Below are 24,178 nucleotides of genomic sequence, written 5' to 3'. Positions count from 1 at the left end.
CGAGGGCGATTATTCGGCCGCCGTCCAGGTGCCGCGATAGTCATGCGGCGGCTCGCCGTCGGCGGCCCCCAGGGCGCGCTGAAGGAAGACGCTGTCGGTCCAGCGTCCGAACTTGAAGCCGACGTTGCGCAGGATGCCGGCCTGGACGAAGCCGCAGGCCTCATGCAACCGTAGCGACGGCACATTGGCGCTGTCGACCACGGCGATCATCTGGCGGCAGCCGGAGGCGGTGCAGGCCTCGATCAGCGCCGGCAGCAGAAGCCGGCCGATGCCGCGCCCCTGATGGTCCTTGTGGATGTAGATCGAGTGTTCAACGGTGTAGCGGTAGGCCGGCCGCTTGCGGAAGGGGGCGGCATAGGCATAGCCGACGACCAGCCCGTTAACATCCGCGACCAGATGCGGCAGCCGGCGCTTCAGCATCGCCTTGCGGCGGCGCTTCAGTTCTTCCGGATGCGGGGGCTCGATGTCGTAGGGCCCGAGCCCCCGCTGGATATGGTAGCTGTAGATGTCCAGCATCGCCGGCACATCCGTTTCCGCCGAATTGCGGATGCGCACCGGCAGCGCGCCGGGTGCCGCGATGGGGAAGGTTGCGGCCTGATCGGTCGCCGGATTGGCGTTCGGTGTGGACATGTCGTACACGGGAGCTTCCCCTGGCAAGCAGCGTCGGCACGACCCCGCGCCCGCGCGCAACGCTACAGCAGCTCCATGACAGGCGTATGACGTCCGGCGGTTTGACCGCCTACTCTCCCAAACGCGATTTCCAGTCCTCTACCCGGCCGCTCTCCACCCGCCGCCGGGCCAGATCGCGCCAGCCGGGGGCGAGCGGCTCCAGCTCCGCGATGCCCGCCAAAGTCCGGACATCGCCGGTGTCGTGGTAGAAGGCACGCAGAATGCGGCTCAGCGGCCAGTCGGGCAGGGGGCGCTCGACCAGTGCGACACTGTCACCGGCGGCGGCCATGCCCGGTTCCAGCACCCGATAATACCAGCCGGTCCGGCCAGTGGCCTGCACCCGTCGGGCCATGTCCGTCACGCCGAAGCGGTGGTTCAGCTTCCAGCAGGGCTGGCGGCCCTGACTGACCTGCAGCATCGCCGTTCCGATGCGGAACACGTCGCCGACGCAGACCTCATCCTCGGTCAGTCCCAGCGTCGACAGATTCTCGCCGAAGGCTCCGACGGATTCCAGCAGGGGAGCGGGAGAGGGCAGGTCGGTGCGCCACGCTGCGTAATGATCGAACGGGTAATGGTGCACGGCCTTGTCCGGGCCGCCGTGATTGCGGAGATCGGCCTGCTCGTCGCCGGCAAGCCCGGCCGGCCCGATGGCGAGGGCGGCGTCGACCGGCTGCTTGCCGATGGCGCTGAGCGCTCCCGGCTTGCCGAACGGGACCGCCTTGCCGATCAGCACGGCCTTCAGCGTTGCGGGCGCGGTCATTCGCCGGCCCTCGCAGGATCGGAATGCGGGGCGGTCGCGGCATTGAACGTCACGGGCGTCTCCGGTCTCATCGTCTCGCCGTTCCGGCGCTGTGCAGTCTCTTCCTTATCAGCTTCCGGATTCGAGCGTGAAGGTGGCCGTGCGGCGCCGGAGGTCATGGCTCGTCTGCATCGGCGGCAGGGAGCGGAGTCCCGCTGCCGTCGAAATGGAACCTGACACTTCTATGTTGCGAGGGACTGACATTTTGACATCGCGCCTACACACCAAAAACACATAACTGCCGTTATGGAAATACCTGTAGGAGGATTGCTCATGTCAGGAACGTCAGATACCTAACCACTCTGCGCGTTTGATCCCTGTTGCTGACAGGCTTACCCTGAGGCTGTCAACAACGTGTCAGGTGCGTCATGCACCTTCAGCGTATCGTGATGCCTTCGGGCTTGGTCAGTTGGACAGCTTTCGACGACCACGGTGTGGTGGTTCCGGAAATCCGCGACTTTGTGCTGTTCCTGGAGGCACGCCGCTATGCGCCCAGCACCGTCCGACACTACGCCCGTCATGTCGTGCAGTTGGGAAATCATCTCGGAGCCTTGGGTAAGAGCTTCGCGCAGTTGACGGCTCCAGAATTCGACCGTTTCCTCATGACAGCGGTTCGATATGGTAGCAGCCAGGCTTCCGCCCACGCTCGAATTGTGCCATTGCATCAGGAACGCCATGCCGGCTCCGCCAGCTTGCACAACCAAGTCTTGTTTTCCATCAAGGGCTTCTATCAGTTCCTGGACCAGCGGCAGAGTTCAGCGGTCTTCGCTGAGGCCGAACGCCACCGGGCCTACGATGCCTTGGACAGCTACCGGCCGTTCCTCCACCACATTTCCGGCCGCAAGGCGCAGCGCCGGTCGGAGCGCCGGGCCGACCGGACCGTCAAGGCTGCCGCCGCCAAACGGGCGGCCGATGCCCGGCTGCGGCCCGAACAGGTCTTGCGGATCATCGAGGCGGCCACCTTGGCCCGCGATGCCTTCTTGGTGGTTCTCCTGTACACGACCGGCATGCGGATCGGCGAGGCGCGCGGGCTCCACCACGAAGACATCCGGCTCGACGAGAACGTCATCTGGGTGACGCCACGGACCCTGGAAAACGGTGCCCGGGTCAAGAACGGCAAGCCCCGCCCCATCCCGGTTCCCGGCTTCATCCTGCGCCTGTACGAGGACTACCTGGCCAGCGACGAGTACCTGCCGGCGTTCGAGACCGGCACCGACTACGTGTTCTGCAACGTGCAGGGTGGACGGATCGGCCGCGGCCTCACGGAGGCCAACGCTTACGACATCCAGGACCGTCTGATCGGCAAGTCGGGTATCGCGTTCACTTGGCACATGTTCCGGCACTCGCACGCGAGCGAAGCCATTGCCCAGGGCTATAGCCTGCTCGACGTCGCCGATCGCCTCGGGCACGCCAGTCCGCAAACGACGAACGACATCTACAAGCACCTGTTCAACGTCGAGTATCGCAAGCTTTATCTGCGCAGCCATGAGGAGTTGGCAGACAAGCTGGATCCCCTTCGGCGCCGAGCGCTGACCGAAGGAGCAGTAAAATGGCTCTGACCGCCGTCCACGTCAATCCGCCGGCAGACGCCTACCTCGGCGGTTTGCGGGCTGTGATCGCTTCCATCTCCCCTGCTCTCCTCGACCGGGATCGCTGGGGGTTCCAGACGCTAAAAGAGGCTTATGGCATTGACGAGACATCACACCTTTATAGTAGAAGCGACTCGAGGGCAAAGGGGATTTCCATCCGGCCGAGCGCAGATCAAATCTTATCCGACGTTTTTCTGCGTGGAATTGGTTATGATTTCACCATCGTTCCTGAACCATTTCGGACTGAACTGAAGGCTTTCTTTGCTTGGCGACTAGCCCGGCCCCAGCATCGTTCCCGTGAGCCACACTGCCGTACGGTTCGGCTCATTGCCTTCTGCCATCAGCTTTCTGCCAATCCCACGGCCTTGCCCCGGCTGATTGACTACGGACATCCTATAGAGTTTGGAGCGGGAAATGGAAGCTCTCCGCTTCGGAATAGTATGGAACTTTGGTTGAACGAAGTTGGGTTGAGCACGACAATTGACACTCCGGAAATCATTACACGTGATGAAAGCGGTTCTCGCGTTATCATTCGACATAACTACCGCTGCCAAAACAGCATGCCCGCCAACGAGCTGACCTTTATCTTGGTGCTGCTGCGGGAGCGGATGAAGCTTCTGGAGCGGCGTGATCTTATTCTTATGCGGGATCTCTACCCCGAAGAGGAGATTGCCGAGGCCCCGCGAAGAGAATCCTACATTCATTTTTACGGATTCCGGTTGGATTGGCTACGCCATGCCGCTCGCCATTTCATTCTCAGCAAGATCAATCACCAGGAACTTCGCCCAACATCATTGCCGGGGTTCATTTCACGCCTTCAATTGCTTGAAACCTGCTTACGTGAAGAGCATGCCGATCCTCAAATCGAGCACGTTACCGAGTCCTTTATTAGGGAGCGCTTCCTGAATTGGGGGAATACCCGCAAGTGCGTCGGCAAGAACTGGTACGCCGACGTCTGCAATCTCGTTCGCTACGCCTCCTGTTACTTGGCCGACCGCGGTTGGCCAAACCTCATGCTGGACAAGCGCGATCTCCGCCGTGTCGAAGGCATGTGGCCTGGAGGACGTGGCTATCAGTTGAAGGTGACGGAGCGCACCATACCCGATGATATTATCGAGCAGATGTTCCAGAAGCTCGACAGTCTCGACCCTGTCCTGAAGCGCCTTCTCATTCTTGGCCGCTACACCGGCATGCGGAGTGCAGATCTTCACGCCCTCGACTTCGACTGCCTGAAGGACGATCCTGACGATCCACGCTTTATGATTCTGACGTTCTACCAATCCAAGGTGCAACGCTGGAACACCAAGCCTCTTCTGAGGGAAGACGCCGCCCACGCGCTTGTAATCATGACCATTCGCGAGCAGCAGACCGAGGTGCGCCAGCAGTGGGAGCATGAGACAAAGTATTTGTTTCCGACACGAACCGGCGACGGCGAAACGACCCTGACCGGCGACTATACACGCGATGCCATCAAGAAATGGATGCTTACGGAAGGCATCCGCACCAAGGATGGAGTTTTTTGGGAGTTCGGTTGGCATGGCTTGCGGCACTTTCATGGCACCGAACTGGCGCTGCAAGGCCATGACATTGCGCTGATCCAGATGGAACTGGGCCATGGCTCCGCCGACATGACGATGGTTTACATCAACCGCCGCCTGCACCTGAAAAAGAAGGCCTTGTTGGAGAAGGGCGGCGGCCGATTCATCGACATCAAGGGCCAAGTGGACAACAAGATGGCGGCCCTTGCCGTGCGCCGGGATGCCACGCTGGCCGTGGATGTGCCTGGCGGCCTGTGCTCCCTACCTGGCCAACTGGGCGAATGGTGCGAGCACAACCGCGCCTGCATGACTTGCATCCATTTCCGCGCAGACGTCGATCAACTGGCTTTCTTCGACCAGGAGTACGCGGCCATTACCGACACCATCGCCCGTTTGAAGCAGGAGGTTGCCAAATACCGCGAGCAGGGACGGACTCGCATGGCGGAGATTGGCGAAAAGCGGCTGGCGCACAACCAAGCTCTGTTCATAAACCTCACCACCATCATCGCGACCATCAAGGCAGAAGGCAGCTACCGTGGCGACACCCACAAATACCAGCGGCCTACGGGCAGCAACGGAGGAGAAGCGCATCCGCAAGCGCCGGGCCGTTGAGGCCGCCATCCAGGACATGCGGCACGCCGGCGAGGCGATCACCTTCAAGATCATCGCCGAGAAAGCCGGCGTCAGCCGCGAATACCTTTACCAGAACTTCAAGGCAGACATCGAGCAGCTGCGGACAGCGACGCATAGCCGGCGCATCGAGATGGAGGGCGAACCGGTGCCAATGCGCACCGCCCGCCGCTCGGCCACCATCGAGGCGGCGTTGCGCAACAAGATCACGCGCTTGGAAGAGGAGGCCACGGAACTCCGCAAGCAGAAGACTGCGCTGGAGCGCCGCTACGAAAGAGCCCTGGGCGAGGCCGAGGAATGGCGCCAACGGCATCAGCGCGCCTTGGCAGAACTGCTGGAATTGCGCGGACGGCTGATCCGGAACGACGGCTGATGAGCGCCGAGCCTGGGGCCGCCGTAGCGCACCCCAGGACAGTTTCAAGTTCGGCGGCGGCCATCGGCTCCCCAGCCTGTACCGCAATACGAGGCTAAACCAACTCCTGAAACCCGCTCAAGTACGGCGTTCAAATACCCTCTTTATTGCTAACCATCCTGCTAAGTGGACATGTCAACTGCGTGTTAGACCCTGAATTTCAGCCACATCAGTGCACTTCCTACAGGTAAATGGAAAATACATGGTCGCTGCTTCAAGCCAGCCATGCGGCAGCCGAGGCTTTCCCGGCACCGCGGCCACTTGCCGGATTTAGATAGCCAACCTATTAAATAGGCATGCTACAAGATAAGCCTCTACGCCTTCCCCCCAATTTCGGCCTCCACCTGTTCCGCGCCTCCCATTTGTGGCGGCGGGCGGCGAACAGGGTGTTGGCGGACAGCGGGTTCTCAAGCTCGGCGATCACGCCGCTGATGCTGCTGGCCGAACTCGGCGACGGGTTGCGCCAGCGGGAACTGGCGGAGGAGATGGCGGTCGAGGGTCCGTCGCTCGTCCGGCTGCTCGACGGGCTGGAGGCCGCCGGACTGGTGGAGCGGCGGGAGGATGCCTGCGACCGGCGGGCGAAAACCCTGCACATGACCGACGCCGGCCGTCACCTGTTGGTTCAGGTGAACGAGGCACTGAACGACGTTCGCCAGTGCTTGATGGCGGACGCGACGGAGGCCGACGTGGAGGCCTGCTATCGCGTGCTCGCCACCATCGAAGCCAACGCCAAGCGCGAACAAACCTGACCGCGGCGCGATCCCGGCGGTGCGGCAGCGCTCTTGCTCGCGCTGTGCCTCCGGTCCGATCCGTGCGGTGATTGAGGAACCAAGACCGTGACTTTCCTGCCTTCCTTGCGGACCATGGCCCGCATCGCCGTGACCCTGCTGATCACCGTGGCGGCGGTCGGCGGCGGCCTGTGGCTGTGGGACTATTATATGAACGAGCCCTGGACCCGCGACGGCCGCGTCCGCGCCGACATCGTGCAGGTGTCGCCCGACGTCGCCGGGCTGGTCACCGATGTGCGGGTGTCCGACAACCAGCTGATCCACAAGGGCGACGTGCTGTTCGTCGTCGATCCCGGCCGTTACCGGCTAGCCGTCGAGCAGGCCCAGGCGAATCTCGACAGCGCGAAGGCGGAGCAGTCCTACCGCAGTGCCGAGGCCCATCGTTACGAGCAGCTGGGCAACAACGTCGTCTCCACCGCCCAGCGGCAGGAGGTGATGTCGGCGTTGGCCAAGGCCGCCGCCGCCGCCAAGCAGGTCGAAGCGGCGCTCGACCTCGCCCGCTTCAACCTGGAGCGGACGGAGGTGAAGGCGACGGTCGACGGGTACGTCACCAACCTTCAGCTGAAGAACGGCAATTACGTTGCCGCCGGGCAGGCGGTGGTTGCGCTGATCGACCGGCATTCCTTCTACGTCATGGGCTATTTCGAGGAAACGAAGCTGCCGCGCATACACGCCGGGGCGCCCGTGTCCGTGCGGATCATGGGGACGGACGCCGAGCTTCGCGGGCGTGTCGACAGCATCACCCGCGCCATCGTCGACCGCGACCGGGCGGAAGGCACCGGGCTGGTTGCCAACGTCAACCCGACCTTCAACTGGGTGCGGCTGGCCCAGCGCATCCCCGTGCGCATCGCGCTGGACGAGGTGCCGGACTCCCTGCAGCTGGTGGCCGGACGCACTGCGACGGTGTCGGTCATCGGCGCTCCGGACCGCGCGCCCAAGGTCGCCGGGCTGCCGGCCGGGCGGTGAGCGCATAGCGATGCCGAAATCCCCCAACTCCGCCCCTGCCCTTTCCCTGCCACCGGCGCCGACCTTCAACGAACTGGTCTTCTCGCTGAAGTCCTTCGCGGCCTCCATGCTGGCGCTCTACATCGCCTTCGGCATGGGGTTGCCGCGTCCCTTCTGGGCGATGCTGACCGCCTATGTGGTGTCGAGCCCGCTGTCGGGAACCGTTCGCTCCAAGGCTGTGTACCGCGTCGTCGGCACGGTGATCGGCAGCATCGCGTCCATCATCCTGACGGTGGAGCTGATCAACGCGCCGGAACTGCTGTCGCTGGCGGTCGGGCTGTGGGTCGGCGGCTGCCTGTTCGTCTCGCTGCTGGACCGTACCCCGCGCAGCTACGTCTTCATGCTGGCCGGCTACACCGCCGGGCTGATCGTCTTTCCCGGCGTCGCCAATCCCGAGGCGATTTTCGATACCGGCCTCGCCCGGGTGGAGGAGATCATCCTGGGCATCGTCTGCGCCACCGTGATCCATAGCGTGGTGCTGCCGCGGGGCTTGGGTCCGGTTCTGCTCGGCAAGCTCGACGCGGCGTTGCGCGATGCGGAGCGCTGGACATTGGACGCGCTGGACGGGGCGGACATCGACGCCCGCCTGCGCGACCGCCACAAGATGGCGACCGACCTGACCGAGTTGCGGGTGATGACCACCCACCTGCCCTACGACACCTCCGACCTGCGTTGGATGACCAGGCCGATGCGGGCATTGCAGGACCGCATGGTGTATCTGCTGCCGGTGCTGACGGCGGTGCAGGACCGACTGATCGCGCTGCGTCGGCCGGACGGCACGCTGCCGCCGGACGTCGCCCCCCTACTGACCGCCGTGCGCGACTGGATCGCCGCCGGGGACGCCGCCGATCCGGCGGAGGCCGACCGGCTGATTGCCCGGCTCGACCGTCTGGAGACGGAGGAGTCCGCGGGCTCGGCTGGCGATTGGGAAGCGGCCACCCGTTTCAGCTTCATCCGGCGCCTGCGGTCGCTGGTGGAAATCCACCGCGATTGCCGGGATCTGCGGGCGCACATCGCGTCCGGCGATCACGCCATGCCCGACCATCTGGACCCGCTGGCGCGCAAGCGGTCGCGCGGAGTCTTCCATCTCGACCATGGCATGGCCCTGTGGTCGGCGGCGGCGGCGCTGCTGGGGATCACCGTCATCTGTGCCTTCTGGATTCTGACCGGCTGGTCCTCCGGTTCGGTGGCGGCGATGATGGTAGCGGTCTTCACCTGCTTCTTCGCGTCCTTCGACGATCCGGTGCCGGGCATCCGCCTGTTCCTGGTCTATACGCTGGCCTCGATGCCGCTGTCGGCCTTCTACCTACTGGTGGTGCTGCCGTCCTTCGACAGCTTCCCGATCCTGGCGCTCTGCCTGGCGCCGACGCTGGTGACGCTCGGCGTGTTCGTCGCCCGGCCGGCGACGATGGGCAAGGCGATGGCGCTGATCTTCGGCGTCGGCGGCACGCTCAGCCTGCTCGATACCGGGACCGGCGATTTCGCCTCATTCCTGAACAGCAGCGCCGGGCAGATCGTCGGCATCGTCACCGCCATGCTGGTCACCCGCCTGTGCCGGTCGGTCGGCGCCGCCTGGAGCGCCCGCCGCCTGCTGCATGTCGGCTGGCGCGAGATCGCCGATCTGGCCGGTCGCAGGACCGCACCGTCGGCGGACGGCTTCGAAAGCCGCATGCTGGACCGTGTCGGGCTGCTCTCGGCCCGGCTGGCGCAGGCCGGCGGCTCGGTGGATGTGGACGCCATCGACGCGGTGCGTGACCTGCGGGTCGGGCTGAACGTGGTGGAGCTTCAGCGGGTCAGGCCGGTGCTGGGTGTAGCAGCCGGACCGGTGCTGGACCGGCTGTTGCGCGGCGTCGCCGCCCATTTCCGCGCCCTGTCGGCCAAGCGTCCCGACCCTGCCCCGGCCGAACTGCTGGGCAGCATGGACGCGTTTCTGTCGGCGGTCGGCACCGCTCCGCGCTGCCCCGAACGCGACCGGGCGGTGGTGGCGCTGGCGTCGCTGCGGCGCAGCCTGTTCCCCGACGCCGCAATCGGCAACTTGCGGCCGGCGGACGAGATGCATTTTCCTGAAAGGACACGCGCATGATCGGCGAGATCGACATCTACGGCCTGTTCCTTCCGCCGCTCCTCGTGCTGGCCGTCGTGGCCTGGGCTGTGTCGGCACTGCTGCGCCGGGTGTTGCGAGCGGTCGGCGCCTATGGCTGGGTCTGGCACCCGCCGCTGTTCGACTTCGCGCTCTATGTGCTGGTGCTGAGCGGCCTCGCCGGGCTGTGGTCGGTCTGGACCGCCTGAGGCCCGGGCGAAATCCTCCACACCCAAAGCGGGCGGAGCATGCTAGGCTGCGTCCCATGACCGCCCCCCTGTCGCAGCCCTTTTCCATCCCCGGCATGCTGCCCGATGCCGACGCCGAGAGCGCCTGGATCGAGGTGATCCGGAAGATGGACGAGACCTACGCCAATCTGGTGTCGCAGCAGGTGGAACTGGAGCGCAAGAATGCCGAGCTGGAGGAGGCGCAGGCCTTCATAGCCAGCGTCCTCGGCTCCATGACCGACGTGCTGATCGCTTGCGACCGCGACGGCCGGATCGAGCAGACCAATCCGGCCGCCGAACGGGCGCTCGGCTGCACCGGGCGGGAGCTGACCGGCCGGCTGCTGCGCGACTTCCTCGACCCCGCCTCCCACCCCGCCTTCGCCCGGCTGTGCAGCGCCGCCCTCCAGCGCGAGGGCGGCAGCGACGTGGAACTGTCCCTGCGTGGGCCGAGCGGTCCATTCCCCGTCGCGGTCAACAGCACGGTGCGCTACGACCAGCGCGGCCATGCCATCGGGTTGGTGCTGGTCGGCCGGCCGATCGGAGAATTGCGCCGTGCCTACCGCGACCTCGCCTCCGCCCATGAGGGGCTGAAGCAGACCCAACAGCAGTTGGTCCATTCGGAAAAGATGGCCTCGCTCGGCCGGCTGGTCGCCGGCGTGGCGCATGAGCTGAACAACCCGATCTCCTTCGTCTACGGCAACGCCCATGCCATGCGCCGTTATGTCGACCGGATGACCGCCTATCTCGACCGCGTGCATGAGGGTGCCGGCGCCGCCGAGTTGGCGGCGCTGCGCAAGGAACTGCGCATCGACCGTGCCCGTGCGGACGCGGCGGCGACGCTGGACGGCATGCTGGAGGGGACGGAGCGGGTGCGCGACATCGTGGCGGAGCTTCGCCGCTTCTCGTCGGAACAGAAGCACGCCTCGGAACGCTTTGATTTGACGGCACTTCTCAGATCGGCAATCAATTGGGTGGCAAAGGCGCAGATGCCGGACCTGACCGTCGTCTTCGACCTGCCGGAGACGCTGGAGATCGCCGGGCATCCCGGCCACCTGCATCAGGTCGCCATGAACCTCGTCCAGAACGCCATCGATGCCATGGCCGGTTCCACGCTCAAGCGGCTGGAATTGCATGGCCGGGAGGAGGCCGGGGAAGTCGTCGTGACCATCCGCGACACCGGCCACGGCATTCCCGAGGCGATACTGGGCCGGATCTTCGACCCCTTCTTCACCACCAAGCCGGTCGGCAAGGGCACCGGGCTCGGCCTGTCGATCAGCTACCAGCTGGTGCGCGACCATGGCGGCGCTCTGGCCGCGGCCAACCATCCCGATGGCGGGGCGCTGTTCACCCTGACCCTGCCGGCGGCCGGGCACAAGGAAGGGGCCACGCGATGAACGGCCAAGCGATGAGAGAGCGTCCGCTGTCGGTGCTGTGGCTGCAATCGGGCGGCTGCGGCGGCTGCACCATGTCGCTGCTCTGCGCCGAATCCCCGGATCTGATGGCGCTGTTCGAGACGGCCGGAATCCGCCTGCTCTGGCACCCCAGCCTGTCCGAGGAAACCGGGGCGGAGGCGCTGGATCTGTTCGAGCGCATCCTGTCCGGGGCGGAGCCGCTTGACGTGCTGTGCGTAGAGGGATCGCTGCTGCGCGGCCCCAATGGCACCGGGCGATTCCATGTGCTGGCGGGAACCGGCCGGCCCACCATCGACTGGGCGCGCGATCTGGCCGCCGTCGCCGGCACCGTGGTGGCGGTCGGCACCTGTGCGGCCTATGGCGGCATCACCGCGGGCGGCGAGAACATCGCCGATGCCTGCGGGCTGCAGTATGAGGGGGCGCAACGCGGCGGGGCGCTGGGCGGGGAGTTCCGCGCGCGCGGCGGCCTTCCGGTGGTGAATGTCGCCGGCTGCCCGACCCACCCCAACTGGGTGACCGAGACGCTGATGCTGCTGGCCGAGGATGCCCTGGGAGCCGACGATCTGGACGTCTACCAGCGCCCACGCTTCTACGCCGACCATCTGGTCCACCATGGCTGCCCGCGCAACGAGTATTACGAATACAAGGCCAGTGCGGAAAAGCCGTCGGACCTCGGCTGCCTGATGGAGCATCTCGGCTGCCTGGGCACACAGGCGCATGCCGACTGCAACACCCGCCTGTGGAACGGCGAGGGATCCTGCACCCGCGGCGGGTCGGCTTGCATCAACTGTACGGCGCCGGGTTTCGAAGAGCCGGGGCATCCGTTCCAGCAGACCCCGAAGTTCGCCGGCATCCCCATCGGCTTGCCGACCGACATGCCGAAGGCATGGTTCGTGGCGCTTGCCTCCCTAGCCAAGGCGGCGACGCCCGAACGGGTGCGCCGCAACGCCGCCGCCGACCGCATCGTCGTGCCGCCCACCGTCCGCCCCACCCGGAAAGGCTGAACCGGTGAGCGAAGAACCGAAACGACGCCTGATCGTGGGTCCTTTCAATCGCGTAGAGGGCGATCTTGAGGTAAAGCTTGAAATCGACGGCGGACGTGTTTCCGCCGCCTATGTGAACTCGCCCCTGTTCCGCGGATTCGAGCGCATTCTGGAGGGGCGCGACCCGATGGACGCGCTGGTGGTGGCGCCACGCATCTGCGGCATCTGCTCCGTCTCGCAGAGCCACGCGGCGGCCTTGGCTCTGGCGGGAGCCATGGGGGTGGAGGTGCCGCGCAATGGCGTTCTGGCGACCAACCTGATGACAGCGACGGAGAATGCCGCCGATCACCTGACCCATTTCCACCTGTTCTTCATGCCCGACTTCGCCCGGCCCGCCTACGAAGGCCGCCCCTGGTTCGAACAGGCGGAGGCTCGCTTCAAGGCGGCGCAGGGCAGCGCCGTGCGTGGTGCCACCGCGGCGCGGGCGGAGCTGTTCCATGTGCTGGGCATCCTGGGCGGCAAGTGGCCGCACACGCTGACGCTCCAGCCCGGCGGCGTGACCCGCGCGGCGGATGCCCGCGACCGGGTTCGGCTGCTCGCCACCGTCGGCGCCTTCCGCCGCTTCCTGGAGGACAGCCTGTTCGGCGCTCCGCTGGACCGCGTTCTGGAGCTTGCTACGCCGGAGGATCTGGAACGCTGGCGCCTGTCCGGTCCGGCCGGTGATTTCCGCCTGTTCCTGGAAATCGCGGAGGATTTGGATCTCGCCCATTACGGCCGTGCCTATAGCCGGTTTCTCAGCCACGGCGCCTATCCGGAGGCGGATGGCGGGCATCTCTACCGCCGCGGCACCTTCGCCGACGGTCAGGACGCCGCCTTCGACCCCGAACAGGTGGCCGAGCATCACCGTTTCAGCCGCATGGCCGGGCAGGACCGCCCCCACCCGCCCTTTGCCAGCTCGACCGTGCCCGATGGGGCGGACCAGGAGGGATACAGCTGGTGCAAGGCGCCGCGGCTGGCCGGCTTGCCCTATGAGACCGGGGCCATCGCGCGGCAACTGGTGGACGGCCATCCGCTGATCCGGGCACTGGTGGCGCAGGATGGCGGATCCGTGCGCAGCCGGGTTGTCGCCCGTCTGCTGGAACTGGCCCGTACCACCCGCGCCATGGAGGGCTGGCTGCGTGCCATCGAACCCAATGGTTCGTGGTGTATGACGGCGGAGATGCCAGATAGCGCCCAGGCGGTGGGCCTGACCGAAGCGGCGCGGGGTGCACTCGGCCACTGGCTGCGGGTGGAGCGCGGGCGCATCGCCGGGTACCAGATCATCGCGCCCACGACCTGGAACTTCTCCCCCCGCGACCTCGACGGTGTTCCCGGCCCGCTCGAGCAGGCTCTGGTCGGCGCACCGGTGCTCGAGGGCGAGCGCACGCCGCTGTCGGTGCAGCACATCGTGCGGTCATTCGACCCATGCATGGTCTGCACGGTTCATTGAAGAAGGTATAGAGATATCAATGTGTTGCGTGTCGTTTTTCACTGTTCATCAAAGTTCGTGGAGCAGCACCTGACAGATGGCTGCATAGCCGACTTCCATCAAAGGTGGGCCATAAGCGGGGATGAAGCAGTCCCAAACCTGTTGGGATTGGATCACCAACCCGGGAGATTGTAATGAGCGACAAACCCACCGAAGACCAACCCACTGAGGGCGAGCGTAACAGGCAAGCGCCGGAGACGCCGTCGATCGGCCAAAACGAGGAGCCGACCGGGAATACCCCAAAAAAGCCCGGTTCGGAGAAGGCGAGTGACCGCGAAGGCCAGACGCGGGAGCCGGGGTATGACGAAGCCTAGACCTTTGCACATCGCTTCAGGAGCTTGGTTCGCCAGCTTGGCTCTTCGATAAATCGGCGTTGTGCCAACCCTTTGAATGAAGAAGTTGAAGTGCCATCACATGTTGGCACTCACGAGACAATGAACGCCGCGTAGGACATGACGCCGACGAACATCAGAAGAGAAACCAGTCTTGCCATTTCGACCTCCATTGGGCGGAGCATCCGGCGGGGATGTCCGCCCTGATGGACAAGATCTAAATCCGTGAGGTGCCGGGATAAACGCTCGGATCCTGGTTTCACCGTTCGGCTGCGGCGAACAATCGCGGTCGCGCCGTCTGCGGCAAGTGTGCAGCCAGACCGGCAAGTAAGTTGCCACTTTCCATGCATGCTGTAATGTTGATGTCCACAATCGCTGCCCTGACGAGCGATGGGTGGGGAAATATGCTGTCCGATCAAGGCGCTGGCCTTATGGCCGGTCCTGGCATGGAACTTGTACGAACAAGCCTCGGCGGCAGAACGCCGCGGAATGGGACAGATGCCGGGGCATGGGAATGGACGGAACGCGGGATGGTGACGGTCGCGGGGCGGCGCGAATCCTGGTGTTGGGCATCGGCAACATCCTGTGGGCCGACGAAGGCTTCGGTGTCCGCACCGTGGAGCGCCTGGCCGCCGATTGGCGGTTTCCCGACACCGTCACGCTGATGGATGGCGGAACACAGGGGCTGTATCTGCTGCCGCATCTGGAGACTGCCGACGCGCTGATCGTGGTCGACGCCATCGACTATGGGCTGCCGCCGGGCACCCGCCGGGTCTTCCATGGCGACGACGTGCCGGCTTTCCTGGGCGCCAAGAAGATGAGCCTGCACCAGACCGGGTTTCAGGAGGTGCTGGCCAGCGCCATGTTCCTCGGCCGCTGCCCGGAAAAGCTGATCCTGGTCGGGGTCCAGCCGGAATGCCTGGAGGATTACGGCGGCGGCTTGACCGATACCGTCGCGGCCCAGGTCGTCCCCACCATCGACGTCATTCTGCACCTGCTGCGCGGTGAATTCGGCGTGGAGGGCGTACGCCGGGATGCCGCTGCAGACATTGCGGCGCCGGCCATCGCCCGCGACGCCTATGAGGGCGGCCGGCCCAGCGCCGAGGATGCCTGCCGCATCGGCGATCCCCGCATTCTGGCGGCGCTGTCCGCCACGGCATCCTAATTGGAGCGCGGCCAGCATGTGCATCGGCATTCCCCTGCGCCTGACCACCCTCGATGGTGTCATCGGCAGGGTTGAGGATGGGTCCGCCATCGACCTGTCGCTGGTCCCGGAGGCGGGGCCCGGCGATTGGGTGCTCGGCTTCCTGGGCGCCGCCCGCCGGCTGTTGGAGCCAGAGGAGGCGGCCCAAATTCTCGATGCGCTGGCGGCGATGGCCGCGGCGCTGGACGGGGAACGGCTGGACAGCGCCTTCGCCGACCTGACCGGCCGCGAACCGACCCTTCCCCCCCACCTGGAGGCGGCCCGTGCGGCCGGCCTGACGGAGGCCTGACGCCATGACCGACCTTGCACCCCCGCTCGTCAAACCGCGCCTGCCCCTGCCGCCGCTGGTCGATCTTCTGACCGACGTCCATGGATACATGCGGCTCGACCATGCCGACGACCGCCCCTGGCTGGACGATCCGCCCAAGGATTGGGTGGTCTTCCTGCCCGGCCATGGCAAGGGCAATGCGGAGACCGCCGACGTGGCCGTTATCCTGCCGGAATTGGTTCGCGCCCTGCACCCGCGCCTGACTCCGGCGGTGGCGGGTGAGGCGGCGGAGCGCGCGATCCTGGCGCTGACCGGCATGATGAGCCTGCCGGCCCTGGTCTTCCTGCGTGGCGACCGGTTGCTGGGCAGCATTCCCCGCGTGCGCGACTGGGACGATTATCTCCAGAGGATCGGCGAGATTCTGGAAGGCGCTTCGGAAGGCGGTGCGGTATGACCTCCCTGTTCGGCATGACCCATCCGCCGGTCGGCTTCGGCCCCGGCAGCCAACCCGACGCGACCGAGGAAGGGTTGGAGTATCTGCCGATGCCGTCGGGCATGCGCGTCTATGAACCGCACCTGCCGGAGGTCGCCGATCCCGCCCGCGCCGCCGCGGCGCGCGCGGTGCTGGTCCGCATTCATCAGGCGCTGGCCGGCTGGTCGGCGGGCGAGGAAATCCGCATTCAGGTCGACGATCTCGACGCCCCGGTGCTGGCCCTGGTGGACGAGGCGCTGGGCGAAGGCGAGGTTGCAGTCAAGGTGGAGCGGGCCGGCGATCGGCTGGAGATTCAGGAGGCGTCGCTGGCCGGCGTCTGGCGCGTGCGTGGCTTCGGTGATGGGACGGTGCGCGAAAGCCTGCTGATCGGCGCCTTCCCGCGGGTGGCGCTGAACCGCGCCTTCACCGCCGTTGCACCGGCTGCCGCCGGGCCCGCCCCGGCCGGGCTGATGAACGGCATGCCGATCCTGACCGAATTGCTGGACCGCAGCGCCGCCTGGCGCCGCGGCGACGGCCCCCACGCGGTGAATTTCAGCCTGCTTCCCCACACGCCCGAGGATCTGGCCTTCGTCGAACAGCGGCTGGGCGTCGGCGCCACCACCATCCTGTCGCGCGGCTACGGCAACTGTCGCGTCACCGCCACGGCGACGCCGAACGTCTGGTGGGTGCGCTATTACAACTCGGTCGACACGCTGATTCTCGATACGGTGGAGATCGTCGACGTGCCGGCGGTGGTCTGTGCCGCCGCGGAGGATATCGCCGACAGCGCCGAACGGCTGGCCGAGATCCTCGACGCGCTGGCGACCGATCTGGAGCGGGCGCGATGAGCGCCGCCGCCGCCCGTTTCGAGGGCTCCTATCTGGGCGACGCCACGCGCATCGGCGCGGCCACGCGGATGGAATGCAAGATCTGCTGGCATGTCTACGACCCGGCGGAAGGGTGTGAGCACTGGCAGGTGCCGCCCGGCACAGGGTTCGCCGCCCTGCCCGGCCATTGGCGCTGTCCGGTCTGCGACGGCGCCCGCGACCAGTTCATGGCGCTGGACGGCGAAGCCGCCGTGGCGGAGACGGTCGCCGCGCCGCTTCCCTCCGTGCCTGCCCCGCCCGCCCAGCCGGTCGAGACCATCGCCCGGCTGGAAGCGGCTTTCCGCGAAATCCACACCGCGCAGATGCGCGGCATGCCCATCGTCAACGATGCGCTGGCGGTGAAGGCGGTCGGATTCCGCCGGCATGAAGACCGCTGGCTGGGCGCGCTGGTGACGCCATGGTTCCTGAACCTCGTCCTGCTGCCGGGCGAGGAGGACGACTGGTCGGCCCTGGTCCCCGGCGCCAAGGAACTGATCGAGTTCCCGTCCGGCCGCTACGAGTTCGTCCATGCCAATCGCAAGGGCGTGGGCGCCTACAAGGCCTGCTCCCTCTTCTCGCCGATGTTCGAGTTCGCCTCCATGCTCCAGGCGACGGAAACGGCGTCGGCGGCGCTGGTCTCCCTCTTCGATCCGTCCATCCGCGAGGACGGCGCCCAGACCGCCGAGATCCGCCGCCGCCGCGAGGCCGAACTGGCGCCGCCGGAAACGGTTTCTGCGGACGCCGTTCCAGAACCGGCGGAACCGATGCGGCCGTCGCGCCGGGCGCTGCTGGGTATGGGGGCGGGGGACGCCGGCGATGCATGAGATGGCGCTCTGCGAAAGCCTGCTCCAGGCGATGGAGGAGGCCGGGCGCGCCAACGGCTTCAGCCGCGTGACCAAAATCCGGCTGGAGATCGGCCGCTTCGCCGGGGTGGAGGTGGAGGCGCTGCGCTTCGGCTTCGATGTGGTCACGCGCGGTTCGCTGGCCGAGGGGGCGGAACTGGTGGTGCTGGATGTGCCGGGCCGCGGCTGGTGCTTCGACTGCAGCGACACGGTGGACCTGGACGACCGGCTGTCGCCCTGCCCACACTGCGGCGGCAGCCGGCTGCATCCCAACGGCGGCACCGAAATGACGATCAAGGATCTCGAGGTCGAATGAGGCCGGTTGAATGAGGAAGGATCCCGTGCGATGACCGACACCACCCGCCCCGGCATTCTGGTGGTGGATGACGAACCGCGCTCCGTCGAGGTCATCGCCCGCCTGCTGGACGAGGAGTTCGAGGTCTTCACCGCCCTGTCGGCGGAGGAGGGCTTGCGCCTGCTGGAAACCGAATGGATCCAGGTGGTCTTCTCCGACCAGCGGATGCCGGAGGTCAGTGGCGTCGAGTTCCTCACCCAGGTGCGCGGACGCTGGCCCGAGGTGGTGCGGATCGTCATCACCGGCTACATCGACCCCGAGGACATCATCGGCGCCATCAACACCGCCGGCATCCACCAGTTCATCACCAAGCCCTGGCATCCCGACCATCTGCTGCTGACCGCCCGCAACGCGGCGAAGATGTACCAGCTGCAGCGCGAGCATGACCGGCTGACCAATGAGCTGAAGCTGCTGCCGCCGGTCGCCGAGACCCGCGTGGCCTCAAGACGCGAACGGGTGCGGCAGTCCTACCGCTTCGACGGCCTGATCCGTGCTGAAGGCAGCCCGGTGGAGGAAGTCTGCCGGCAGGCGGAGCGGGTGGCAGGATTCAACGTGCCGGTTCTGGTGCTGGGAGAGACCGGAACCGGCAAGGAATTGCTGGCGCGCGCCATCCATTACGGCAGCCCGCGGTCCGACCAGCCCTTCTACTGCGAGAATTGCGGCGCCATCCCGGACGAATTGCTGGAAAGCGAGCTGTTCGGCCACAAGAAGGGGGCTTTCACCGGGGCGCACAGCAACCGCCTCGGCCTGCTGGAGCAGGCGGACGGCGGCACGATCTTCCTGGACGAGATCGGCGACATCAGCCCGGCCTTCCAGGTCCGGCTTCTGCGCTTCCTGCAGGAGGGCGAGATCCGGCCGGTGGGCTCCAACGAGACGCGGCGGGTCGATGTCCGCGTCGTCGCCGCCACCCACCGCGACCTGACCGCCGAGGTGAAGGCCGGCCGTTTCCGTGAGGATCTCTATTACCGGCTCAGCACCATGACGCTGACCATGCCGCCCCTGCGCGACCGGCCCGACGACATCCCGGTGCTCGCCCGCCACATCCTGGAGCGGCTGTCGGCCGCCCATGGCAAGCCCGTTGCCGGCTTCGCCCCCGACACGCTGGCCTGCCTGGAGGCCTATGGCTGGCCCGGCAACGTGCGCGAGATGCAGAACGAGATCATGCGCATGCTGGTGCTGTGCGAGGGCGACACGCTGGGGGCCGACCTGCTGTCCGACCAGGTTCTGCGCGGCGCCGCGCTGAACGCCCGCCCCGCCTCCCCGGAGGACGGTCCGCTGCCGCCGCTCGACCTGATCGGCCAGGGCGGCCCGCTGAAGTCGCGGATCGAGCGGGTTGAGGCCGGCATCCTGATGGAAACGCTGGTCCGCTGCCGCTGGAACAAGAGCAAGGCCGCCGACGAACTAGGCCTGTCCCGCATGGGCCTGCGCGCCAAGCTGGAGCGCTACGGCATCGAGCGCGGACCCGCGCAGAGGCATTGATAACTTAAACGCCCTCTCCCGCCCCAGTTCCCCTCTCCCCCCTGGGGAGAGGGTTAGGGTGAGGGGGATGCATAGCGTGGCCATTACGAGAATCCTCGCTGTGCGCCCCCCTCACCCCGACCCTCTCCCCAGGGGGGAGAGGGAGGCCTGGGCGGGAGAGTTCACCAAACCACAAGAACCCCGAGGAGCCGTTCGATATGTCGAAAACCATCCGCCTTGCCGCCGTCGCGGCTGCCGTCGCGCTTGCCGCCACCCCTGCCCTTGCCCATCCCGGCCATTTCGCCGGGGCCGGCTTCCTCGACGGCGCCGCGCATCCGCTTGGCGGGCTCGACCACCTGATCGCCATGGTCACGGTCGGCGTCTATGGCGCCACCATCGGCGGACGCGCCGTGCTGGCGGTGCCGGGGGCGTTCCTTGCCGCCATGCTGGCCGGTGGGTTGTTCGCGTTGACAGGCGGCGAGCTGCCGCTGGTCGAGCCGACGATCTACGCCTCCACGGTCGTGCTGGCCCTGCTGTGCGTCATGCCGATGTCGCGCAACGGCGTGGTGGGCGCCCTGTTCGCCGCCGCCTTCGGTCTGTTCCACGGTTTCGCCCATGGGGCGGAGATGCCGGCCGACGCCGCGGCGCTGGGCTACGCCGCCGGCTTCCTGACCAGCACCGCCGGTCTGCATACGGCAGGTGTCGCGCTAGGGCTGGTGCTCCACCGGCTGATCGGCCGGCCGGAAGAAGGTAGCCAGTCCGCCTGATCGCAGCCGGCAACTTCCCTGCCACCCCGGCCGCCGCATTGGCCGGGGGCTTGCCACAGGCCAAGGCCCGTCCGGGCATGAAACCGTTGCTTTGCCAAATGTTCGTATTACGGCACGGTTGTTGCCTATGCCCCGCGGAGAAGCGCACCGGACCCTCGCACGCCGGTGCCGCCCCAGGGGAGAAAACAAACCGATGGCAACGCTGGAAACCTTCTACGAGGTGATGCGGCGGCAGGGGATCACACGCCGTTCATTCCTGAAATACTGCTCGCTGACCGCCGCGGCCCTCGGGCTGGGGCCGGAATTGGTGCCGCAGATCGTCCATGCCATGGAAACCAAGCCGCGCACCCCGGTGCTGTGGCTGCATGGGCTGGAATGCACCTGCTGTTCGGAATCCTTCATCCGCTCCGCGCACCCGCTGGTGAAGGACGTGGTGCTGTCGATGATCTCGCTGGACTACGACGACACGCTGATGGCGTCGGCCGGCCATCAGGCCGAGGCGATCCTCGACGAGGTGATGGAGAAGTACAAGGGCAACTACATCCTGGCGGTGGAAGGCAATCCGCCGCTGAACCAGGACGGCATGTCCTGCATCATCGGCGGCAAGCCCTTTACCGATCAGCTGCGCAAGGTCGCCAAGGACGCCAAGGCGATCATCTCCTGGGGCTCCTGCGCCTCCTTCGGCTGCGTCCAGGCGGCGCGTCCGAACCCGACCCGCGCCACCCCGGTGCATGAGGTCATCACCGACAAGCCGATCATCAAGGTCCCCGGCTGTCCGCCGATCGCCGAGGTGATGACCGGCGTCATCACCTACATGCTGACCTTCGACCGCATCCCGGAACTGGACCGCCAGGGCCGGCCGAAGATGTTCTACAGCCAGCGCATCCACGACAAATGCTATCGCCGGCCGCATTTCGACGCCGGCCAGTTCGTGGAATCCTTCGACGACGAGGGCGCGCGCAAGGGCTATTGCCTCTACAAGGTCGGCTGCAAGGGTCCGACCACCTACAACGCCTGCTCCACCGTCCGCTGGAACGAAGGCACCAGCTTCCCCATCCAGTCCGGCCACGGCTGTATCGGCTGCTCGGAGGACGGCTTCTGGGACAAGGGGTCCTGGTACGCCCGCCAGTCCGACATCCTCCAGTTCGGGGTCGAGGCCAACGCCGACGAGATCGGCACCACCGCCGCCATCGGCGTCGGCAGCATCATCGCCGCCCACGCGGCGGTCAGCGCCCTGAAGCGCGCACAGCACAAGGGAGACGTCTGACCATGGGCATCGTCCAGACCCCGAACGGGTTCTCGCTCGACAATGGCGGCAAGCGCATCGTCGTCGATCCGGTCACCCGCATCGAAGGCCACATGCGCTGCGAGGTGAATGTCGACAGCAACAACGTCATCCGCAACGCGGTGTCGACCGGAACGATGTGGCGCGGCCTCGAAGTGATCCTGAAGGGCCGCGACCCGCGCGACGCCTGGGCCTTCGTGGAGCGCATCTGCGGCGTCTGCACCGGCTGCCACGCGTTGACCTCGGTCCGCGCGGTGGAGGATGCGCTGCAGATCCGCATCCCGAAGAACGCCCACCTGATCCGCGAGATCATGGCGAAGACGCTGCAGGTCCATGACCACATCGTCCATTTCTACCACCTGCACGCGCTGGATTGGGTCAATCCGGTCAACGCGCTGAAGGCCGATCCGCAGGCGACCTCGGCGCTCCAGCAGGCGGTGTCGCCGCGCCATGCCAAGTCCAGCCCCGGCTATTTCCGCGACGTCCAGACCCGCCTGAAGAAGTTCGTGGAGAGCGGCCAGCTCGGCATCTTCAAGAACGGCTATTGGGACAACCCGGCCTACAAGCTGTCGCCTGAAGCCGACCTGATGGCTGTGACCCATTACCTGGAGGCGCTGGATCTCCAGAAGGACATCGTCAAGATCCACACCATCCTCGGCGGCAAGAACCCCCACCCGAACTACATGGTCGGCGGCGTTCCCTGCGCCATCAACATGGACGGAAACGGGTCGTCGGGCGCGCCGCTGAACATGGAGCGGCTGAACTTCATTCGCGCCCGCATCCAGGAAGCGACGGCCTTCGTCGAGAACGTCTATCTGCCGGACGTGCTCGCCATCGCCAGCTTCTACAAGGACTGGCTCTATGGCGGCGGGCTGGCGGCGACCAACGTCATGGACTACGGCGATTACGAGAAGGTGCCGTACGACCATTCGACCTGCCAGCTGCCGGGCGGCGTCATCCTGAACGGCAACTGGAACGAGGTCCATCCCATCGACCCGCGCGACCCGGCGCAGGTGCAGGAGTTCGTCGCCCACAGCTGGTACCATTACGAGGACGAGAGCAAGGGCCTGCACCCATGGGACGGCGTGACCGAGGCCAAGTTCGAACTCGGCGCCAACACCAAGGGCACCCGCACCGACATCAAGGAACTTGACGAGGCCGCCAAGTATTCCTGGATCAAGGCCCCGCGCTGGCGCGGCCATGCGGTGGAGGTCGGTCCCCTGCCCCGCTACATCCTGGCCTATGCCCAGGGCGTCGGCTACGTGAAGGACCAGATCACCGAATCGCTGGGCGCCTTCAACGCGCTGGCCGGCACGAACCTCACGCCGCAGCAGGCGCTGCCGACCACAATCGGCCGCACCCTGGCCCGCGCGCTGGAATGCCAGTACTGCTGCACCATGATGATGGACGACTGGAACGCCCTGATCGCCAACATCAAGGCCGGCGACACCGCCACCGCCAACGTCGAGAAGTGGGATCCGAAGACCTGGCCGAAGGAGGCCAAGGGCGTCGGCACCGTCGCCGCCCCGCGCGGCGGGCTCGGCCACTGGATCAAGATCAAGGACGGCAAGATCGACAACTACCAGTGCGTCGTGCCGACGACCTGGAACGGCAGCCCGCGCGATCCCAAGGGCAACATCGGCGCCTTCGAGGCCTCGCTGCTGAACACCCCGATGGCCCGCCCGGACGAGCCGGTGGAGATCCTGCGCACCCTGCACAGCTTCGACCCGTGCCTTGCCTGCTCCACCCACGTCATGGCGCCGGACGGCGCCGAACTGGCCCGCGTCACCGTGCGCTGACCGGCAACCGAGGAGGATTACGTCATGGCTCCTCTCGACGATGCGAAGCCGGTCGCGACACCGGACGAGGAAGGGACGGCCGCTCCGGCGGCCGGCCGCTTCCTGAAGGCGATCTATGTGTATGAGGTGCCGGTCCGGGTCTGGCACTGGGTCAACGCGCTGGCGATCACGGTGCTGTCGGTCACCGGCTACCTGATCGCCAACCCGCTGCCGAGCATGCCGGGCGAGGCGAGCGCCAATTTCCTGATGGGCTACATCCGCTTCGTGCATTTCGCGGCGGCCTACATCTTCGCCATCGGCTTCATCGGCCGGCTCTATTGGGCGTTCGCCGGCAACCACCATGCCCGCCAACTGTTCCGCTTCCCCTTCTGGGACCGTCACTGGTGGGGAGAGCTGTTCCTGGAGGCGCGCTGGTACCTGTTCCTGGAGCGCAAGCCGAAGCTGTATGTCGGCCACAACCCGCTGGCGCAGTTCGCCATGTTCTGGGCCATAGCGGTCGGCAGCGTCTTCATGATCGTCACCGGCTTTGCGCTCTACAGCGAAGGAACCGGGCTGGGCAGCTGGCAGGACCGGCTGTTCGGCTGGGTCATCCCGCTGTTCGGCCAGAGCATGGACGTCCACACCTGGCACCATCTGGGCATGTGGGCGATCCTGCTGTTCGTGATCGTCCACATCTATGCCGCGGTGCGCGAGGACATCATGTCCCGCCAGTCGATCATCTCCACCATGATCAGCGGCGTCCGCACCTTCAAGGATGCCGAGGCCCCGGCCGACGAGGAGCATGAGCGCCCGGTGAAGAAGGCGGCGCGGGTGGGGTGAGGTGAGTGCGTGATGTGGTGTGATTCTATGCCCCCACCTATCCTTGTATGT

24 protein-coding genes are annotated in these 24,178 nt (G+C 66.2%); 22 read left to right on the top strand and 2 right to left on the bottom strand.

Translation table 11 applies throughout. The features are described 5' to 3' along the window. Positions 1-9 precede the first annotated feature (9 nt). Positions 10-630, bottom strand: coding sequence for an N-acetyltransferase family protein (locus ACWPKK_RS23585; protein WP_452009646.1), 621 nt, complete (start codon positions 628-630; stop codon positions 10-12). A gap of 109 nt (positions 631-739) precedes the next feature. Beyond that, on the bottom strand, positions 740-1,429 hold the full coding sequence (locus ACWPKK_RS23580; protein WP_452009114.1) for an MOSC domain-containing protein: 690 nt from the start codon (positions 1,427-1,429) through the stop codon (positions 740-742). Positions 1,430-1,836: 407 nt separating this feature from the next. On the opposite strand from ACWPKK_RS23580, the gene ACWPKK_RS23575 reads away from it, so the two are divergent. The 22 genes from ACWPKK_RS23575 (at position 1,837) to cybH (ending at position 24,127) form a co-directional block, all read left to right on the top strand. After that, positions 1,837-3,027: a tyrosine-type recombinase/integrase gene (locus tag ACWPKK_RS23575; protein WP_452005818.1), complete on the top strand. Its 1,191-nt coding sequence runs from the start codon at positions 1,837-1,839 to the stop codon at positions 3,025-3,027. Further along, positions 3,018-5,207 carry a tyrosine-type recombinase/integrase gene (locus ACWPKK_RS23570; protein ID WP_452005820.1) on the top strand — a complete coding sequence of 730 codons (2,190 nt, stop codon included), beginning with the start codon at positions 3,018-3,020 and terminating at the stop codon, positions 5,205-5,207. The genes ACWPKK_RS23575 and ACWPKK_RS23570 overlap by 10 nt, the downstream gene beginning before the upstream one ends. Then, positions 5,131-5,598 carry a DUF6262 family protein gene (locus tag ACWPKK_RS23565; protein ID WP_452007609.1) on the top strand — a complete coding sequence of 156 codons (468 nt, stop codon included), beginning with the start codon at positions 5,131-5,133 and terminating at the stop codon, positions 5,596-5,598. Before ACWPKK_RS23570 ends, ACWPKK_RS23565 begins: the two co-directional genes overlap by 77 nt. Before the next feature lie 425 nt (positions 5,599-6,023). After that, the gene (locus tag ACWPKK_RS23560; RefSeq protein ID WP_452009111.1) at positions 6,024-6,386 is read left to right on the top strand and encodes a MarR family winged helix-turn-helix transcriptional regulator; all 363 of its coding nucleotides are present in this window, start codon (positions 6,024-6,026) and stop codon (positions 6,384-6,386) included. 87 nt (positions 6,387-6,473) lie between these two features. Next, entirely contained in the window at positions 6,474-7,391 is a 918-nt protein-coding gene (locus tag ACWPKK_RS23555; protein ID WP_452009109.1) for an efflux RND transporter periplasmic adaptor subunit, read from the top strand. 10 nt (positions 7,392-7,401) lie between these two features. Then, positions 7,402-9,513 (top strand): FUSC family protein, encoded by a 2,112-nt coding sequence (locus tag ACWPKK_RS23550; RefSeq protein WP_452009106.1) that lies wholly within the window; start codon positions 7,402-7,404, stop codon positions 9,511-9,513. Next, on the top strand, positions 9,510-9,719 hold the full coding sequence (locus ACWPKK_RS23545; RefSeq protein WP_452009103.1) for a DUF1656 domain-containing protein: 210 nt from the start codon (positions 9,510-9,512) through the stop codon (positions 9,717-9,719). The genes ACWPKK_RS23550 and ACWPKK_RS23545 overlap by 4 nt, the downstream gene beginning before the upstream one ends. 56 nt (positions 9,720-9,775) lie before the next feature. After that, positions 9,776-11,131, top strand: a complete 1,356-nt coding sequence (locus ACWPKK_RS23540) for a sensor histidine kinase (protein ID WP_452009101.1) — start codon at positions 9,776-9,778, stop codon at positions 11,129-11,131. Between the two features lie 11 nt (positions 11,132-11,142). Next, positions 11,143-12,153 (top strand): NADH-quinone oxidoreductase subunit B family protein, encoded by a 1,011-nt coding sequence (locus tag ACWPKK_RS23535; protein ID WP_452009099.1) that lies wholly within the window; start codon positions 11,143-11,145, stop codon positions 12,151-12,153. Positions 12,154-12,157: 4 nt separating this feature from the next. After that, positions 12,158-13,621 carry a nickel-dependent hydrogenase large subunit gene (locus ACWPKK_RS23530; protein ID WP_452009097.1) on the top strand — a complete coding sequence of 488 codons (1,464 nt, stop codon included), beginning with the start codon at positions 12,158-12,160 and terminating at the stop codon, positions 13,619-13,621. A gap of 173 nt (positions 13,622-13,794) precedes the next feature. Beyond that, positions 13,795-13,974 carry a hypothetical protein gene (locus ACWPKK_RS23525; RefSeq protein WP_452009095.1) on the top strand — a complete coding sequence of 60 codons (180 nt, stop codon included), beginning with the start codon at positions 13,795-13,797 and terminating at the stop codon, positions 13,972-13,974. 532 nt (positions 13,975-14,506) lie between these two features. Further along, positions 14,507-15,157 carry a HyaD/HybD family hydrogenase maturation endopeptidase gene (locus ACWPKK_RS23520; protein ID WP_452009092.1) on the top strand — a complete coding sequence of 217 codons (651 nt, stop codon included), beginning with the start codon at positions 14,507-14,509 and terminating at the stop codon, positions 15,155-15,157. Between the two features lie 16 nt (positions 15,158-15,173). Then, positions 15,174-15,485: a HypC/HybG/HupF family hydrogenase formation chaperone gene (locus ACWPKK_RS23515; protein ID WP_452009089.1), complete on the top strand. Its 312-nt coding sequence runs from the start codon at positions 15,174-15,176 to the stop codon at positions 15,483-15,485. A gap of 4 nt (positions 15,486-15,489) precedes the next feature. Continuing rightward, positions 15,490-15,918 carry a hydrogenase gene (locus ACWPKK_RS23510; RefSeq protein ID WP_452009087.1) on the top strand — a complete coding sequence of 143 codons (429 nt, stop codon included), beginning with the start codon at positions 15,490-15,492 and terminating at the stop codon, positions 15,916-15,918. Then, entirely contained in the window at positions 15,915-16,784 is an 870-nt protein-coding gene (locus ACWPKK_RS23505; protein WP_452009084.1) for a hydrogenase expression/formation protein, read from the top strand. The genes ACWPKK_RS23510 and ACWPKK_RS23505 overlap by 4 nt, the downstream gene beginning before the upstream one ends. Then, entirely contained in the window at positions 16,781-17,626 is an 846-nt protein-coding gene (locus tag ACWPKK_RS23500; protein ID WP_452009081.1) for a [NiFe]-hydrogenase assembly chaperone HybE, read from the top strand. The genes ACWPKK_RS23505 and ACWPKK_RS23500 overlap by 4 nt, the downstream gene beginning before the upstream one ends. Continuing rightward, the gene (hypA, locus tag ACWPKK_RS23495; protein ID WP_194914987.1) at positions 17,619-17,960 is read left to right on the top strand and encodes a hydrogenase maturation nickel metallochaperone HypA; all 342 of its coding nucleotides are present in this window, start codon (positions 17,619-17,621) and stop codon (positions 17,958-17,960) included. Before ACWPKK_RS23500 ends, hypA begins: the two co-directional genes overlap by 8 nt. A gap of 30 nt (positions 17,961-17,990) precedes the next feature. Next, entirely contained in the window at positions 17,991-19,478 is a 1,488-nt protein-coding gene (locus ACWPKK_RS23490) for a sigma-54-dependent transcriptional regulator (protein ID WP_452009078.1), read from the top strand. Positions 19,479-19,675: 197 nt separating this feature from the next. Next, the gene (locus ACWPKK_RS23485; protein ID WP_452009076.1) at positions 19,676-20,224 is read left to right on the top strand and encodes a HupE/UreJ family protein; all 549 of its coding nucleotides are present in this window, start codon (positions 19,676-19,678) and stop codon (positions 20,222-20,224) included. Positions 20,225-20,417: 193 nt separating this feature from the next. Continuing rightward, positions 20,418-21,491 carry a hydrogenase small subunit gene (locus tag ACWPKK_RS23480; protein ID WP_452009073.1) on the top strand — a complete coding sequence of 358 codons (1,074 nt, stop codon included), beginning with the start codon at positions 20,418-20,420 and terminating at the stop codon, positions 21,489-21,491. 2 nt (positions 21,492-21,493) lie between these two features. Next, on the top strand, positions 21,494-23,308 hold the full coding sequence (locus ACWPKK_RS23475; protein ID WP_324870358.1) for a nickel-dependent hydrogenase large subunit: 1,815 nt from the start codon (positions 21,494-21,496) through the stop codon (positions 23,306-23,308). Between the two features lie 24 nt (positions 23,309-23,332). Further along, a complete protein-coding gene (cybH, locus tag ACWPKK_RS23470) occupies positions 23,333-24,127 on the top strand; it encodes a Ni/Fe-hydrogenase, b-type cytochrome subunit (RefSeq protein WP_452009070.1) in 795 nt (264 codons plus the stop codon). Positions 24,128-24,178 lie beyond the last annotated feature (51 nt).

This window comes from Azospirillum largimobile (genome assembly GCF_977007025.2).
The sequence above is the reverse complement of the archived record's forward strand: the minus strand, read 5'-3'. Positions and strand labels throughout refer to the sequence as shown.